Genomic DNA, 16,493 nt, shown 5'->3' with positions numbered 1-16,493 from the left:
TCGGCGTCCAGGGTTGGTGTCCGGGCCACCCTGCGGCCACCCCCGGGTCCCCCGCGGGTGGCAGGGTCGGCCCACCATGCCGACACCGCTCCGCTCCCCGCACCGCCCGCCGCTCCGGCCGCCGGTCCGGTCCCGGCCGGAATCCGCGCGCCGCTCCCCGCGCCGCCCCAGCCTGGCGGGCTCGGCGCTCGCCGCCCTGCTCACCACGGTGGCCGTCTGCGCCGGGGACGCGGCCGCCCGCGTCTTCCCGTACGGGCACCGCCACCGCAGCGTCAACGACCTCGGCAACCAGTTCGTCCCCTTCCACGCCCACCTGTGGGACCTGCTGCACGGGCGGGCCCGCGGCGGGCTGCTGCTCAACTGGCAGTCCGGCTACGGCACGAGCTTCCTGCCGGACTTCGGCACCTACCTGGCGAGCCCGTTCGCCCCGCTCGTCGCCCTCTTCCCGCGGCAGGACATCGACCTCGCGGTGTACGTCGTCACCGTCTCGAAGACGGCGGCCGCGGCGGCGGCCATGGCCTGGCTGCTGCGCACGCAGGCCCGCGGCCCGTGGTGGGCGGCGGGGCTGCTGGGGGCCTCGTACGCGCTGTGCGGCTGGTCGGTGATCGAGGCCGCGTACAACCCGATGTGGCTGGACGGGCTGATCGCGTTTCCGATGCTGTGCCTGACCGGCGAATGGGCGCTGCGCCGGCGCCGGTTCACGGTCGCCGTGCTCGTCGCCGCGGTCTGCTGGACCGCGAACTTCTACACCGCCTACATGGCCACCCTGGGCGCCGCCCTGGTGCTCCTGGTACGGGTGGTGCTCACACGTCCGGAGGTACGGGAGCGGCTGTCGGTGGTGGTCCGGGCGGCGGCCGCCACCCTGCTGGGCATCGCCGTGTCCGCCCCGGTGCTGGCGCCGCTGTTCCTGAGCTCCCGGCAGGCCTACCCCGGGTGGAGCCGGGAGTTCCGGCCGGTGCCGTGGGCGGACGTGTTCGCCCGCCTGCTGCCCGGCACCTACTCCTTCTCCTCCCCCGCGGTCTTCGTCGGGACGGGCACGCTGCTGCTGGTGACCGCCCTCCCCTTCCACCGCGGAGTGCCGCTGCGCTCCCGGCTGTGGTGGACGGGCCTGGTCGCGGCGGTGCTGGTCTCCTTCCAGTGGACGCCGACCCACCTGGCCTGGCACGTGTTCTCCACCCCCAACGGCAGCCCGTACCGGCAGACCTTCGTGCTCGCCGGGATCGCCGTCATCGCGGCCTGGACCGCGCTGGCCGGCGGGCCGCCGGGGCCGCGGGCGCTCGCGGCCGGGGCCGCGGTGCTGGGTGCGGCGGCCCTCGCGGCGAGCGGCAGCCCGCTGGCCACGGGCTGGGGGCTCGCCCTGTTCTGCGGCGGCCTCGCGCTGGCCGCGGCGGCCTGGTGGCTGCTGCGGCCCGCGCCCGCCGCTCCCGAACCGCCCGGCCGGGCATCCTCCCCCGGCCGGGCGCCCTCGCCCGCGCGGCGCCGGCTCACGGCGCCTGCCGTGGCCGTCCTGGCCGCCGTCCTGGCCGGACAGGCCGCGGCCACCACCGCGTTCGGCCACCGGGGCAAGCTGGGCGGGCTGGACGACTACCCCTCCTGGGGCCGTGCCCACACCGCCCGGGCCGCCGCCCTGGCCGGGGCCGACGGCTGGCCCGCGTACCGCACCGACCCCAGCCGCCCGGCGCTGTCGGGCAACGACCCGCTGCTGCTGGGCGGGGAGGGCGGCGCCTACTACAGCAGCCACACCCCGGACGTGTTCACCCGCACCATGGCCGCCCTCGGCGCCGGCTGGACCTCGCGCGGGCGCAACGTGCAGAGCATCGACAACCCGGTGACCGACGCCCTCTTCGGGGTCGGCGCCCGGCTCCGGCCGGACGGCACGGTCGCCCGCCCCGACACGCTCCCGCTGGTCACGCTCCGCCCGCCCGGCCCCGCCCCCGCCTACGGGGAGTCGCCCTTCGCCAACCAGGAACTCCTGTTGGGCGCCCGGGTGTACGAGGACCCGGTCGGGCCCGCGGTGTGCCGCGCGGGCACCGAGGCCTTCCTGTGGGCCCCCGAGTACAACGCGAAGGCCCGCCTCGCCGACGGGCCCGCCTTCCGCCTGAACGGCAACGCGCCCCGCAACCGGGCGGCCCTGCAGCCCCTCGGCCCCTCGCACGGCGTGTCCTCCGCGCTGGTCTTCGAGGCCCCGGCCCCGCCCCGCTGGACGCTGTCCTGCCTGGACCGCGGACGACTGGACGCGGCCGTGGCCGGGCTGCGGGCACGGGCCGCCGAGTCGGTGCGGATCGGCCCGGCGGGCGTCCGCGCCACCCTGCCCCCGGCGTCCGAGGGCACGGCGGTGCTGGCCGCGCCCGCCATCGCCGGCTGGACCTGCAACGGCCGCCCGGCGGCGGCCCACCTGGGCCTGGTCGCCGTGCCCGTGGCCCCCGGCACCACCGAGGTGGTCTGCACGTTCCGGCCGCCGGGCCTGCTACCGGGTACGGCGGCCGCCGCGGCCGCCCTGCTGGCGGTGGCCGGCCTGGCGGTGGGGCGGCGGCGGCGTCAGCGGACCCGGCCCAGCCACTGAAGGGTGCGGCGGACCTCGGCGGAGAACGGGTGTCCGGGGCCGTGCACCCGCTCGGCGTCGAACAGCAGCCGGGCCAGGGTGTCGTGGGCGGCCGCCCGGTCGCCCAGCGACAGCAGCAGGTGCGCTATCCGGCGGCGGACCTCCAGCGGCAGCCCCGGGTCCGGGTTCGCGTAGTGGTTCTCGAACAGCGGCAGCAGCGAGCGGTACTCCGCCAGCGCCGCGGCCGGTTCCCCGAGCTGCTCCAGGCACTGGGCCGCGTCGTAGCGGAACCGCAGCGCCTGCGCGTCACCGGCCGGGAACTCGTCGGCCAGGCGGCGCAGTTCGGGCAGGGCCCGGCGGTACTGGCCGTCGTCCATGAGCGTGGCCGCGTACTGCTTGCGCAGGCTGCGGACCACCGGCGAGTGCTCCCCGTGCTCCGCGGCGGCCGCCGGCAGGATCCCGCCGAGGATGTCCACGGCCTGGGTGAGCCGGCCCTGGTCGAGCAGGCTGCGGGCCTCGTCGACGGCGGCCGGGATGTCCGGCCGGGACGGCGGCGCGGTCGGCTGCGGCGGGATCGCCGCGGCCCGGTCCGGCCAGGGGGCGTGCGGGCGCAGGAAGGGACGGGTGGGGTCGAGGGTCGCGGCCGGGGCGCCCTGCTTGGGCAGCAGCGGCGCGAGGGCCTCGTACACCTGCTGCGCGGACGCGGGCCGGTCCTGCGGGTCCTTGGCCAGCAGGTGCAGCAGGACCGCCTCCAGCTGGTGCGGGATCTCCGGGCGGGTGCGGCGCACCGGGACCGGCGGCTCGTACAGGTGCCGGTGCAGCACGCCGAGCGCGGTGGACCCTGCGAACGGGACGTTCCCGCTGAGGAGTTCGTACAGCAGCACGCCCAGGGCGTACAGGTCGGTGTACGGGCCGACCGCGCCGCCCATCGCCTGCTCGGGCGCCATGTATGCCGGGCTGCCGATCGGCGTGCCGGTGCTGGTGAGGCGGGTGGTGTCGGTGTCCATCACCGAGGCGACACCGAGGTCGAGGACCAGGACGGTGCCGTCGGGGCGGATCATCACGTTCCGCGGCTTGAGGTCGCGGTGCACGATCGGCACCGCGTGCACGGCGGACAGCACCCCGCACAGCTGCGCGACCACCGCCACGGCCCACTGCCACGGGTAGGTGTCGCGGGCGGCGAGGTGGTCGGCCAGGTTCTCGCCCTCGACGTACCCCATGACGAGGAACAGCTCGTCGCCGTCACTGCCCGCGTCGTGGACCGTTACCAGGCCCGGGTGGTCCACCTGCGCGGTGACCCGGCACTCGCGCACGAAGCGGCGGCGCAGCTCGTCGGCGACCGAGCCGGGCCCGGCCACCTTGTCCGGGCGCAGCAGCTTGACAGCCACGCGCCGGTCCAGGCGCTGGTCGTACGCCGTCCACACCTGGCCCATGCCGCCCTGGCCGAGCAGCGAGGCCAGCTGGTAGCGCTCGCCGATGATCCGGTCGTCGTCCGTCACCGGGCCTGGCCCTCACCCTCGGGGCGGGGCGGCGTGGGCGGCGGGGTCTGCTTGCGCAGCAGCTCGCTCAGCTCGTCGAGTTCGGCGCGGACCTGTCCGATGCGCGGCGGGTTGACGGGGCCGGGGCCCGGGGCCGGCGTCTGCGGCTGGGACTGCGGCTGCGGCGGCATGGGCCGGGTCTGGAGGCGGGGCTGCATCGGCTGGGTCTGCGCCTGCGGGTAGCCGTACCCGGGCTGCGAGGGCTGGGTCTGCTGCGGCGGCACGTACGGGGCGGACTGCGACGGGTACCAGGCGGCGCGGGCCGCCCTGTTCTCGTAGTGGCGGATGTCCGCCACCAGGAAGTAGATGCACGTCACCACGCCGGTGCAGATCACGCCGAGGGCACCGGTGTTGCCCTGCCAGCCGTCGGTGTCGGGCGTCGGGTCCGCACCGATCAGCGCGATCCAGCCGACGGTCAGCAGGAAGTTGACGACCAGCAGGACCCAGTCCGCGGTCCGGCGGGTGAGGATCGCCAGCCGAAGCAATGCGGCCCACCCGAGGAAGCCGCAGCTCAGGACGGGAATCAGGGCGAACAGCACGCGCAGTGCCACCACACCCCCGGAGGTGGGCTGGGGGCCATGCTGCGGCGGGAGGCCGGGGCCGTGCATCGCTGCTCCTGACGGACCGTGTCGACAAGTTCAGGTCTGAGGGTATACAGCGTTTCCGGCCGCCATCGAGGGGATGCGCGCAACCGTTGCAGGCTTGCCGCACTGGCGCCCGCGGCGGCGCGTCGCACCCCCGGGCGCGCTCCGGGCCGGCGCATTCTCCGCGCTCGGGCACCGGGCTGCGGCCCGCGACCCGGACATCCGGTCGACGGGGGAACGTACCCGCGGGTTGATCTCGGCGCCTTCGACCATTCGCCCGGGGGGAACTCGCTTTGCCCACCAGGAAATCCGGAGCCGCCGCGCTCGTCGGCGCAGCGCTGCCCGCCTGCGCCGCCTGCGGGCCGCAGCCGGGGAAGGCCGCGTCGGCCTCCGCTTCCGCTTCCGCCTCGTCGTCGCCGTCGCCGTCGCCGGCCGCGACGGCCGACGTCCTGGCGGGCCGCGATCCCGCCGCCGTCCTGCGCGACGCGTACGAGGCCACGGGGCAGGCCCCGGTCAGGACGGCGCAGGTGCGGCGTCCTCCTCCTCAACGGCGACCTCGGCTTCCTGCACGACCACTACGCGCACCGGCCGGGCGGCGACGCGGAACGGGCGGCGGCCCGGGCCGGGCCGCCGCCCGGGCCTCAGGAGCCCAGGACCGTGGTGAGGAACTCGCCCGTCCAGGCCAGCAGCTCGCGGCCGACCAGCGGCTTGCCGCCCACCCGGGCGGTCTTCGGCCGCGGGACCAGCACCTGGGAGGCCGCGGCCTTGACGACCGTCCCCGGGTAGAGGCGCTTGAGGCGCAGCTCCTGCGATTCGCGCAGCTCCACCGGCGAGAAGCGGATGTTGTTGCCCTGGAGGGTGATGTCCCCGACCCCGCAGGCCCGGGCGAGCATCCGCAGGCCGGCGACCAGCAGCAGGTTCTCCACCGGCTCCGGCAGCTTGCCGTAGCGGTCGGTGAGTTCCTCGCGGACCGCCTTGATGTCGTCCTCCGAGTTGGCCGACGCGATCGACCGGTACGCCTGCAGGCGCAGCCGCTCGCCCGGCGCGTAGTCGTGCGGGACGTGCGCGTCGACCGGCAGCTCGATCTTGACCTCCAGCGGCGGCTCCTCCTCCACCCCGCCCTCCAGGGACGCCCGGTAGTCCGCCACCGCCTCGCCGACCATCCGCACGTACAGGTCGAAGCCGACGCCCGCGATGTGGCCGGACTGCTCGCCGCCGAGCAGGTTTCCGGCTCCGCGGATCTCCAGGTCCTTCATCGCCACGTACATGCCCGCGCCCATCTCCGTGTGCTGGGCGATGGTGGCCAGGCGCTCGTGCGCGGTCTCGGTGAGCGGCTTCTCCGGCGGGTAGAGGAAGTAGGCGTACCCGCGCTCGCGGCCGCGGCCGACGCGGCCGCGCAGCTGGTGCAGCTGGGAGAGGCCGAAGTTGTCGCCGCGCTCGACGATGAGGGTGTTCGCGTTGGAGATGTCGATGCCCGACTCGACGATCGTCGTCGAGACGAGCACGTCGAACTTCTTCTCCCAGAAGTCCACCACGACCTGCTCCAGGGCCTGTTCGGACATCTGGCCGTGGGCGGTCGCGATCCGCGCCTCGGGCACGATCTCGCGCAGCCGGGCCGCGGCCCGGTCGATGGACTCGACCCGGTTGTGGATGTAGAAGCACTGGCCCTCGCGCAGCAGCTCGCGCCGGATCGCCGCGCCGATCTGCTTCTCCTCGTACGGGCCGACGAAGGTGAGCACCGGGTGCCGCTCCTCCGGCGGGGTGGTGATCGTCGACATCTCGCGGATGCCGGTCACCGCCATCTCCAGGGTGCGCGGGATCGGCGTCGCGGACATCGTCAGCACGTCGACGTTGGCCCGCAGTTTCTTCAGCTGCTCCTTGTGCTCGACGCCGAAGCGCTGCTCCTCGTCGACGATGACCAGGCCCAGGTCCTTGAACCTGGTCTCCTGGGAGAAGAGCCGGTGGGTACCGATGACGACGTCCACCGCGCCGTCCTTCAGGCCCTCCAGGGTGGCCTTGGACTCGGTGTCGCTCTGGAACCGGGACAGCGCCTTCACGTTGACGGGGAACTGGCTGTAGCGCTCGGAGAAGGTCCCGTAGTGCTGCTGCACGAGGAGCGTCGTCGGGACGAGGACGGCGACCTGCTTGCCGTCCTGGACGGCCTTGAACGCGGCCCGCACCGCGATCTCGGTCTTGCCGTAGCCGACGTCGCCGCAGATCAGGCGGTCCATGGGGACGGACTTCTCCATGTCCTCCTTGACCTCGGCGATGGTGGTCAGCTGGTCGGGCGTCTCCGCGTAGGGGAAGGCGTCCTCCAGCTCCCGCTGCCAGGGCGTGTCCGGGCCGAAGGTGTGGCCGGGGGCCGCCATCCGCGCGCTGTACAGCTTGATCAGGTCGGCGGCGATCTCCTTGACCGCCTTCTTGGCGCGCGCCTTGGTCTTGGTCCAGTCGGCGCCGCCGAGGCGGTGCAGGGTGGGCGCCTCGCCGCCGACGTACTTGGTGACCTGCTCCAGCTGGTCGGTCGGGATGTACAGGCGGTCGCCGGGCTGGCCGCGCTTGGCGGGGGCGTACTCGACGAGGAGGTACTCGCGGGTGGCGCCCTGCACGGTCCGCTGGACCATCTCCAGGTAGCGGCCCACGCCGTGCTGCTCGTGGACGATGTAGTCGCCGACCTCCAGGGTGAGGGGGTCGACGGACTTGCGGCGCCGGGTCGGCATCCGGCCCAGGTCCTTGGTGGCGGTGCGCTGCCCGGTGAGGTCGGTCTCGGTGAGGACGGCCAGGCGCAGCGCCGGGTCGACGAAGCCGGTGGCCAGGGAGCCGCAGGTCACGTGGACCAGGTGCGGCTCCAGGGTGCCGAGGTCGGCTTCCAGGCGGGCCGCGATGCCCTCCCCGCCGAGGACCTCGACGGTGCGGGCGGCCGGGCCGTGGCCCTCGGTGAGGTAGACGGTGCGCCAGCCGTCGGCGAGCCAGGCCTTGGTGTCGGCGAGGGCCCGGGCGGTGTCCCCGCGGTAGGTCTCGGGGGCGTGCATGCCCAGCTTGAGCGTGTCGGCGGCGAGGTCCTCGGCTTCGGCGGCGGCGAACGGGGAGACCGACCACCACATCATGCCGAGCTCGCGGGCCCGGTCGCGGACGTCGGCGATCCCGCGCAGGGAGGCCGCGCCGACGTCGATGGGGGCGTCGCCGCCACCGGCGGTGGCCGCCCAGGAAGCCATGAGGAACTCCTGGCTGGTGGCCACCAGGTCGGCGGCCCGGGTGCGCACCCGCTCCGGGTCGCAGACCACGGCCATGGCTCCGGCCGGGAGGACGTCGACGAGCAGTTCCATGTCGTCGACGAGGACGGGGGCGAGGGACTCCATGCCCTCCACCGCGATCCCCTCGGCGATCTTGTTCAGGAGTTCGCCGAGCTCGGGGTGGTCCTCGGCGAGGGCGGCGGCGCGCTCGCGGACCTGCGGGGTGAGCAGCAGCTCACGGCAGGGCGGGGCCCACAGGCCGTGCTCGGCGACCTCCAGGGACCGCTGGTCGGCGACCTTGAAGTAGCGGATCTCCTCGACCTCGTCGCCCCAGAACTCGATGCGGAGCGGGTGTTCCTCGGTGGGCGGGAACACGTCGAGGATGCCGCCGCGGACGGCGAACTCGCCGCGCTTCTCCACCAGCTCGACGCGGGCGTACGCGGCTGCGGCGAGGGCCTCGGTGACCTCGCCGAGGTCGGCGCTCCCGCCCTGCCGCAGGCTCACGGGAACCAGGTCGGCGAGCCCCTTGACCTGCGGCTGGAGCACGGAGCGGATCGGTGCAACCACCACGGAGACGGGTCCCGCCGCCGGGTCGTCCTTGCTCGGGTGGACCAGCCGGCGCAGCACGGCCAGGCGTCGGCCGACGGTGTCACTGCGCGGCGAGAGCCGCTCGTGGGGCAGCGTCTCCCAGGAGGGGTACTCCGCCACCTCCTCGGGCGGCAGGAACGACCTCAGTGCGGCGGCCAGGTCCTCGGCCTCCCGGCCGGTGGCGGTGACCGCGAGCACGGTCCGGCCGGTCCGTGCGGCCAGCGCGGCGATCGCGAAGGGCCGGGCGGCGGGCGGGCCGACGAGGTCCACGTGCATGCGGTTGCCGTCCCCGGCCGCGGTGACCGCCTCGGCGACGGCGGGGTCCCGGGTGACGGCGTCGAGCAGTCCGTGCAGGCTCATGAAGGAGGCTTTCCGTCCGGTGGAGGGGCAACGCGAAGGGCCCGACACGCATGCGGGCCGGGGTTTCCCACCCTACGCCCGCGGCCCCGACCGGACCTCCCGCAAACGGCAACGGACGGCGTCGGCGGGCGGCGCGGGGCGGGCGTACGGCGCAGGCCCCGGCCACCCTTTCGGGTCGCCGGGGCCTGCGCGCCCCCGTGACGACCGGTGTCCGAGGCGCTCGCCCGGCCGGAGCTGCTCGCGGACGCCGCCGCCGGCCGCGCGGGGCCGTGGCCGCACTGCTCGTCCTGACCCGCCCGCGCTTGTCATGGACGCTGCCGCGGGAGTACACCTCTGGGGTTGGAGATCCGCGTCGTCACCCGGGGGAAGAGATGGCTTCGACACTGCTCGCGCTCGTCTTACTGGCCGCCGTCACGGGACCGGTCGGCTGGCGGCTGCGCCGCCGCCCCGCGCTCGTCACCGGCCGCGACGGCCGCCTGTCCACCTCGACCGCCCTCGCGCTCGCCTGGACGGTCATCCTCGTCTGGCTGCTGCTGACGATCCTCGCCTACGGGCTCACCGCGGGCGGCGGCACCCGCTACTTCACCGGCGAGCCCGGCCCGCTGTCCTCCCTGACCTCGGTCTACCTGCCGCTGCTCGGCGGCCCGTACGTGGCCCTGATCGCCGCCAAGGCGGTCGTCGGGATCCGGCTGGAGAACGGCTCCCTCGCCAAACCCGCGGCGCAGCCGACCGCATCGGGACGACGGCCGCTGCGGGAGCTCATCGCGAACGACAGCGGGCGCACCGACCTCGTCGACCTGCAGTACGTGGCCCTCAGCGTGGTCACCATGCTGTACGTGGTGCTGTTCTTCCTCTCGGACGTGGGCCGCGGGCTGCCGGAACTGCCCGCGCAGATCTGGGCGCTCACGGGGGCGCCGGCCGGCGCGTACCTGGTGAACAAGATGGCGACGCGGCCGAACCCGGTGATCACCGGGGTGACGGTGGCGGACGGGGCCGCCGTCGTCCGGGGCGGGGGCTTCACCCCCGACGCCCGCGTGGAGGTCGACGGGCAGGCCCTGCCGACGCGGTACGACGCGGACACGGGAGTGCTGTCCGCACCGCTGCCCGAGGGGACCGCCGCTCCGGGCGGCGGCACCCTCGCGGTGGTCGTGGTGGCCCGGGGGCTGCGGAGCGACCCGTACGCGTACGCCGGCGCGGCGGCCTGACGCGGCACGCGGCGGAGCGGCGGCCGGTCAGGGGAGCTTCGCGAGGAAGTCGGCGATCAGGGGCGTGATGGCCGGGAGGTGGGTTTCGAGGGCGAAGTGGCCGGCTCCCTCGAAGACGTGGACCTCGGCGTCGGGGGCGTCGCGCAGGTAGGCCTTGGCCCCGGCGGGGGTGAAGAAGGGGTCCCCCGCCCCCCAGACGACCAGTACCGGGACGCGGGAGCTCCGGAGCCAGGCCTGCCAGACGGGGTAGTGGGCCAGGTTGGAGGCGTAGTCGAAGGCCAGGTCGGCCTGCGCGTCGTTGCGGCCCGGCAGGTTGATGTAGTGCAGGTCGAGGGTCTGGTTGTCGGGGTTGAGCAGGGCGGGTTCGGCGACCCCGGTCTCGTACTGGAAGCGGATGCCCTCGGCGGTGAACAGCCCGCGGACCTGCTCCTCCGCGCCGGGGTCGGCCCGCCGGAGGGCGATGAACGCGCGGGCGGCGTCCGAGAGGCCCTCCTCGTAGGCGTTGCCGTTCTGGACGATCAGGCCCGACACCCGCTCGGGGCGCCGCGCGGCCAGGCGCAGGCCGACCGGCGCGCCGAAGTCGAAGACGTACAGGGCGTACCGGTCGAGGCCGAGGGCGTCGGTGAAGCCCTCCAGGACGTCGGCGAGCCGGTCGAAGGTGTAGGTGAAGCCGTCCGGGGCCTCGGTGCGGCCGAAGCCGGGGTGGTCGGGGGCGATCAGCCGGTACGGGATGTCGCCGAGCGCGTCCATGAGCCGGGCGAACTGGTGCGAGGAGGTGGGGAAGCCGTGCAGGAGGAGCAGGACCGGCCCGTCGGCGGGGCCGCTCTCGCGGTAGGCGACGCGGACTCCGTCCACATCGGCGGTGCGGTGGCTCACGTGCTGCTGCATCACATGCCTCCCAAGATGACTTTCCCATTAGTTTTACCGAGGGCGTGTAATGGGTCAAGGGCATCAACTACCGTTAGCCTCATGAACGTCTTCCCGCTCCTCGGTGAACCGCTGGCCCTGGACCTGCTGAACACCCGGCCGGCCGGGCGCGGAGACCTGATCGCCGATCCGGCGGGGCTCGCGGCCTGGCTGGACGAGCAGGCGGGGCGCCTCACGGCCGTCGACCCGGTGGGAGCGGCGGAGGTGGCCGCCGTGCACGCCGTACGGGAGGCGGCGGGGCTCGCCCTCGCGGCCGTACGGGCCGGCGAACGCCCGCCCGTGGCCGCCCTGCGGGCACTGAACGAGGCCTCGGCCGCGGCCCCCGCCCACCGCGAACTGCTCTGGACCCCGGAGTCCGGCCTGACCGCCGCCCCCCGCCGTGACGCGGCGACCGCCGACCGGCTCGCGGCGGAACTCGCCGAGGCCGTCGCCGCCCTGCTCACCGACCCCCGGGTCCGGGAGATCCGGCAGTGCGAAGGCGCGAACTGCGTCCTGCTCTTCCTGCCGGCACACCCCCGCCGACGCTGGTGCGTCGCCTCGGCCTGCGGCAACCGGGCCCGCGTGGCCCGCTACTACGCCCGCCACAAGCCCTGACGGACGTTCCTTCGTTCGAGGGACGGGCCCCGCGGCCGTCAGCCCCCGGCTCCGTCGGCGCTCGGGGCGGCCCGGGGCCGCACCCCGCAGCCGCGCCCCGGTCAGCCCTCCGCCGCGGCCCGCCCCGTCAGCGCGGCGAGGCTGGCCCGCACATGGCTCATGTGCGCCCGCATCTCGTCCTCCGCCTCCGCGTGCTCGCGCAGCACCCGCTCCGTCTCGCGCCCGATCCGCTCCTCCTGCACCCGCGCCTGCGCGATCAGGTCGGCGGCCTGCGCCTCCGCGTCCTCCTGCCCGTGCCGCGCCGCCTCCTCGGCCTCGGCGTACCCGCGGCGCGCCTCCGCGAGGCGGGCCTCGGCCTGCCGTTCGAGCTCGGCGAGCCGTTCGGCCACGTCGGCCTCGCGCCGGGCGATCTCCCGCTGGGCGGCCTCCCACCGGTCGGCCTGGTCCTGCTCCCGCTCCGCGAGCAGTTCGTGGGCCCGCCGCCGCGTCTCCACGAGCCCGGCCTGCGCCTGGGCCCGCCAGGCGGCGCCGTCCTCACGGGCCTCCGCGAGGAGTTCCTCGGCCTCCCGTTCGGCGGCCTGCAGCCCCTGCCGCGCGCGGACCTCGGTCTGTTCGCGGACGGCCTCGGCGTCCTGCCGGGCCAGTTCGGCCGACCGCTCGGCGTAGGCCTCGGCCGCGCTGATCGCGTCGGCCGCGTCGGCCCGCGCCTCGGCGTGCAGCGCCTCCGCTTCTTCGACGACCAGCGCGAAGATCCGGCGGGCGCGCTCGGTGAGGTCCTCGTACTGGTGGGGGACGAGGGAGGCCACGGCTTCCCGTAGCCGCTCGGCCTCCTCCTCCATCTGCTTGGCGAGGACGGTCAGCCGCGCCACCCGCTCCCATGCCTCGTCACGGCCGGCGAACAGCCGTGCGACGTACCGGTCGACCTGGTCGGTCCGGTAGCCGCGACCTCGTACGATCGCGAAACCCTGTCCGTGAGGGGACCATTGTGCAGCCATGCTGGGAGCGCCTCTCTCGCGGGGATTCCTGTCAAGGATGCGTCATTTGCGGCCAGAAGCCGGAATGGCCGGGCCGGGACCCCGTTCCAGGGTCCCGGCCCGGCCACTGAACCGATCATCCGATCAGAGCAGTCCGTCCCACATCTGCTCCAGCAGCACGGACCACCAGCTCTCGGGCGAGGTCAGGGCCGCGGTGTCCAGACCGGCGAGGTTCGCCTGGAAATCGACGGTCCAGCGGCCCGCCTGTTCGGGTGTCAGATGCTGGCGCAGCCGCCACATGTGACCCAGCATCGCCAGCGACCGCACGAACTGCGGCAGGCTCGAATTGACGAACTGCGGCGGCACCGGGGCTCCGCCGGGACCGCCCTCCACCGGAACCGCGACGATGTGCGCGGTCCCGTACTGCACGCACAGCGCCTTGCCGAAGTCACTGCCGATGACGAGGTACGAGCCCGCGTCCGACGCGGGCTGCACCTGCCGCTGCGCGGCGAGCTCGGCCAGCGTCGGCACCGGCTGCCCCGGCACCGCCTGCGCCCAGAAGAACGGCCCGAAATCGACGGGCAGGCCCGCCCACACCAGGGTCTGCGCCACGATCTCCGGCACGCCCTGGCGGGACACGGCCCGCTGGTCGAAGCGGAACACGCCCTGCGGGCCGAACGCCCCGACCAGTTCCGAGCCGATCGCGTCGAGCGGGATCGCGGGCTGCAGTTGGACCTGCGGCAGCGGGGCCCGTACCGGCGCGGGGCGCGCCGGGCCGTCGGCAACCTGGTGCAGCTCGCCCTGATGGGTGAGCAGGTGCCGCATGCCGGCCTGGCGTCCGGCGTGGTCCTTGCCGTACGGGGCCACGCTGGTGATCCGGACCTGCGGCCAGGTCTCCCGGATCATCCGGGCGCAGTAGCCGCCGGGCAGTTCGCACGACTCCAGCTCGGTGTGCAGTTCGAGCACCTGCTGCGGCGGCACGTTCATGGCGCGCAGCTCGTGCAGGATCTGCCACTCCGGGTGCGGGGTGCCGGGCGCCGAGCGGCGGATGATCTGCTGCTCGGAGCCGTCGGGCGCGCGGTAGCGGAGCACGGCCTGGTAGCCCGGGCCGACGGTGGGTGCGCCGGTGGGTGCCGCGGGCCCCGGCACGGGGCCGGGAGACGGGGGCGGTCCGCCGACGACGGCGGGACCGGCCAGCATGGTCGCGGCGTGGTCGATGCCGTGCGGGGGTGTACCGGGCGCACCGGGCCCGCCCGGGGCTCCGGGCGGGCCGGGAGGCGCGGGCGGCTGACCGGCCCCGGGGGCTCCGGGCGGGCCGGGAGGGGCCGGGGGGCCGCCGGCGACCACGGCCGGACCCGCCAGCATGGTCGCGGCATGGTCCAGCCCACGACCGAGCGAAGCCGGAGCACCCGGCGGCCCGGGCGGAGCCGGCGGCTGACCCACACCCGCACCGTTCGACCCACCCGGAACACCAGGCGGACCAGGAGGCGCCGGAGGCCCACCCGCGACCACGGCCGGACCCGCCAGCATGGTCGCGGCATGGTCCAGCCCACGACCGAGCGAAGCCGGAGCACCCGGCGGCCCGGGCGGAGCCGGCGGCTGACCCACACCCGCACCGTTCGACCCACCCGGAACACCAGGCGGACCAGGAGGCGCCGGAGGCCCACCCGCGACCACGGCCGGACCCGCCAGCATGGTCGCGGCATGGTCCAGCCCACGACCGAGCGAAGCCGGAGCACCCGGCGGCCCGGGCGGGACCGGCGGCTGACCCGGCGCGGGAACGGCGGGAGCAGCCGGAGGCGCGGGCGGCGCGGACGGCGCGACGGGGGCCCGGTCGGTGGGCTCCTGGGCCAGCGCCTCGGCGGAGGCGGGCAGGGGCCCGGGCGCGGGCGCACCGGGAGGTGCGGGCGGCACCGGCGGCATCGCCGACGGCGTGGCGGGGGCCCCGCCGGTGGGCTCCTGGGCCAGCGCCTCGGGGGTCCCGGGGCCGGGCAGCGGCGGTGCGCCCGCCCCGAGGTCGACCGCGGGGGCGATCGCCGTCTTCGGGAGCTGGCTGCCGCCGGCCATCAGCGTGGTCTTGGCCTCCGGGGAGACGCCGGCGGGCGGCGCGAGCTCCTCCAGGTCCGATCCGGACAGCGGCGGGGCGAACACGGTCGCCGGCAGCGGCACCGAGCCCTCGTCCGCCCCGGGGTTCACATCCGTTCCGGCCCACGGGGTCGCTCCGGCGGGCACGCCGTCATTGGCCGTCGGCTCGTACGGCACCTCGCGCCGCAGCGGCACCGGCTCCGGCCCGGCCGCGGAGGCGGCGGCCGGCACCGGACCCGCCGGAGTCGCGGACTCCGCGGCCGACCCCACGCCCGAGCCCGGGCCCGAGCCCGAAGAGGCCGGTCCGCCCGGGATCCCCGCCCGGTCCGCGGCCTCCTGCAGCCACTCCGGCGGGCTCAGCATGAACGACGTCTGCTCCGAGTCGATCCGCGGCGACGGCACGGAGGCCTCCGCCGCCGGAGCGGCCGCAGCCCCGTACTCCTCCTCGTACCGGCGGATGACCTCGCCCACCGGCAGCCCCGGCCACAGCGTCACCTCACCGCTGTCCCGGGCGATGACCAGCCGCTGCCGGCCACCCGCGGACACGGGGCCGCCGGGACGGTCCTCCGCCCACACCACGAAGCCGAGCCCGAACTCCCGCACCCGCACCTCGCGGTGCTGGTAGGGGGGCACGTCCCCGTTGATCCACTCCTCGGCACGCTCCTGCGCCTGCGCAAACGTCACCATCGCGCTGTCATCCCTCCACCGGTGCCGCACCCGGCACCGGAACCGGCCCCTCCACGGGAACCGAGCGTGCGAATCCGCCGTCCACCATCAGACCGGCGACGGTCTCCAACTCCGGTGGATTTCCGGCCAGTCGTTCGAGAAAGGCATCGAAATCTGCACCGCACGGCAGCAACAGCCGCTCCACGCGCTCCTGGACGGACCAGCCGTCCCGGTCGCGCCCGTCGTCGTACGGGGAGAACCAGACCGAACCGAGGCCCTCGCCCTTCACCTTCAGTGCGAGCAGGCCGCCCTGCGCGAACGCGACGCACAGGTAGTCCTTCGTCAGGTGGTCGCGCAGACACTTGTTGACGTACACCAGGTCGTTGATCGCCGCCTCCTCACGCACGGTGAAGAACGGCTGGTCCACCAGCACGCCAAGCTCCACGTCCAGGCCGACGCCGACCGGCGCGCAGCCGCCCGCCGCCTTCAGGAACGAGCGGTACGCCTCCGGCAGCCGGTAGCCGAGGTCCTCCTCGATCCCCTGGACCTGCTGCTCCGACACCGAGACCACCGACTTCGGCAGCCCCATGTGCACCGGGCGCAGCTCCTGCAGCGGCCGCGTCCCCCGCTTCTCGTGGTCGACGGGCGCCGTCGCCAGCCCGGCGTGGTGCCGCAGCAGCGCCTTCACCTCGACGGGGACCAGCTCCATCCGCCGTGTCCCGGCCACGTGGTGCCAGGTCCAGCCGTGCGGGGTCGCCACCGGCCCGACGGTGTCCCACAGCGGGTGGCCCGCCGCGCGCATCGCCGCGTTCGCGGACACGTAGTCCGTCAGCCGCAGCTCGTCCACGCCGAAACCCTCGGGCGGCTCGGCGATCTCCACCGCCGCGCGCGCGTACGCGGAGAAGTCGGGATGTCCCTGCGCGCCCATCCGCACGCCGTGGGGATGCCGAGCGGCCCGGACCGGGTCCGGGAAATGCACGACCTGCCCCGAGTACGCGGCGTTGGGTGGCGCGGCGTGCTGGCCGAGCCGACCTGTCGTCATGGCAGTAGCCCCCTGCTGGATCTGGCTGGTTCACCACAGCCTATGTGCTCCGGCAAGGGGGGCAGCCGCCCCCGAGCCACGCACCCACCCGACGGCCGGGAACATCCGAATTGATACGAATATTCGACCCCCGTTCCACACCACCGAGGACATTTGAC

Annotated in this window: 10 protein-coding genes; 3 read left to right on the top strand and 7 right to left on the bottom strand. The window is 75.1% G+C overall.

Annotation, left to right across the window (positions count from 1 at the left end):
- The first annotated feature begins 76 nt into the window (after window positions 1–76).
- Complete coding sequence (locus tag ACSHWO_RS20535) at window positions 77–2,563, top strand: YfhO family protein (protein WP_438313629.1); 2,487 nt, start codon at window positions 77–79, stop codon at window positions 2,561–2,563.
- Here the strand turns inward: ACSHWO_RS20535 and ACSHWO_RS20530 are convergent.
- The 3 genes from ACSHWO_RS20530 to mfd form a co-directional block, all read right to left on the bottom strand.
- Window positions 2,539–4,041: a serine/threonine-protein kinase gene (locus ACSHWO_RS20530; RefSeq protein WP_361098957.1), complete on the bottom strand. Its 1,503-nt coding sequence runs from the start codon at window positions 4,039–4,041 to the stop codon at window positions 2,539–2,541. The two genes, ACSHWO_RS20535 and ACSHWO_RS20530, sit on opposite strands and share 25 nt — an antisense overlap.
- Complete coding sequence (locus ACSHWO_RS20525) at window positions 4,038–4,688, bottom strand: hypothetical protein (protein ID WP_385844745.1); 651 nt, start codon at window positions 4,686–4,688, stop codon at window positions 4,038–4,040. Before ACSHWO_RS20525 ends, ACSHWO_RS20530 begins: the two co-directional genes overlap by 4 nt.
- A gap of 617 nt (window positions 4,689–5,305) precedes the next feature.
- On the bottom strand, window positions 5,306–8,842 hold the full coding sequence (gene mfd / locus ACSHWO_RS20520) for a transcription-repair coupling factor (RefSeq protein ID WP_438313626.1): 3,537 nt from the start codon (window positions 8,840–8,842) through the stop codon (window positions 5,306–5,308).
- A 371-nt stretch (window positions 8,843–9,213) separates the two neighbouring features.
- On the opposite strand from mfd, the gene ACSHWO_RS20515 reads away from it, so the two are divergent.
- On the top strand, window positions 9,214–10,047 hold the full coding sequence (locus ACSHWO_RS20515) for a hypothetical protein (RefSeq protein ID WP_438313624.1): 834 nt from the start codon (window positions 9,214–9,216) through the stop codon (window positions 10,045–10,047).
- Window positions 10,048–10,074: 27 nt separating this feature from the next.
- Here ACSHWO_RS20515 and ACSHWO_RS20510 read toward each other — a convergent pair whose 3' ends face one another.
- Window positions 10,075–10,935: an alpha/beta fold hydrolase gene (locus ACSHWO_RS20510; protein WP_438313622.1), complete on the bottom strand. Its 861-nt coding sequence runs from the start codon at window positions 10,933–10,935 to the stop codon at window positions 10,075–10,077.
- 81 nt (window positions 10,936–11,016) lie between these two features.
- Here ACSHWO_RS20510 and ACSHWO_RS20505 point away from each other — a divergent pair, with 81 nt between their 5' ends.
- Window positions 11,017–11,568: a CGNR zinc finger domain-containing protein gene (locus ACSHWO_RS20505; protein WP_438313620.1), complete on the top strand. Its 552-nt coding sequence runs from the start codon at window positions 11,017–11,019 to the stop codon at window positions 11,566–11,568.
- Window positions 11,569–11,669: 101 nt separating this feature from the next.
- Here ACSHWO_RS20505 and ACSHWO_RS20500 read toward each other — a convergent pair whose 3' ends face one another.
- From ACSHWO_RS20500 to ACSHWO_RS20490, 3 genes are all read right to left on the bottom strand, one after another.
- Window positions 11,670–12,563, bottom strand: a complete 894-nt coding sequence (locus ACSHWO_RS20500) for a cellulose-binding protein (RefSeq protein WP_385844760.1) — start codon at window positions 12,561–12,563, stop codon at window positions 11,670–11,672.
- A 123-nt stretch (window positions 12,564–12,686) separates the two neighbouring features.
- On the bottom strand, window positions 12,687–15,314 hold the full coding sequence (locus tag ACSHWO_RS20495; RefSeq protein ID WP_438313618.1) for an SUKH-4 family immunity protein: 2,628 nt from the start codon (window positions 15,312–15,314) through the stop codon (window positions 12,687–12,689).
- Window positions 15,315–15,321: 7 nt separating this feature from the next.
- Window positions 15,322–16,335: an SMI1/KNR4 family protein gene (locus tag ACSHWO_RS20490; RefSeq protein ID WP_385844766.1), complete on the bottom strand. Its 1,014-nt coding sequence runs from the start codon at window positions 16,333–16,335 to the stop codon at window positions 15,322–15,324.
- Window positions 16,336–16,493 lie beyond the last annotated feature (158 nt).

The sequence above is a fragment of the Streptomyces pallidus (ex Mingjun et al. 2026) genome, from assembly GCF_051550185.1.
Taxonomy (GTDB): domain Bacteria; phylum Actinomycetota; class Actinomycetes; order Streptomycetales; family Streptomycetaceae; genus Streptomyces.
Note: the sequence above shows the minus strand (reverse complement) of the source record. Positions and strands in the feature narration are given on the sequence as shown.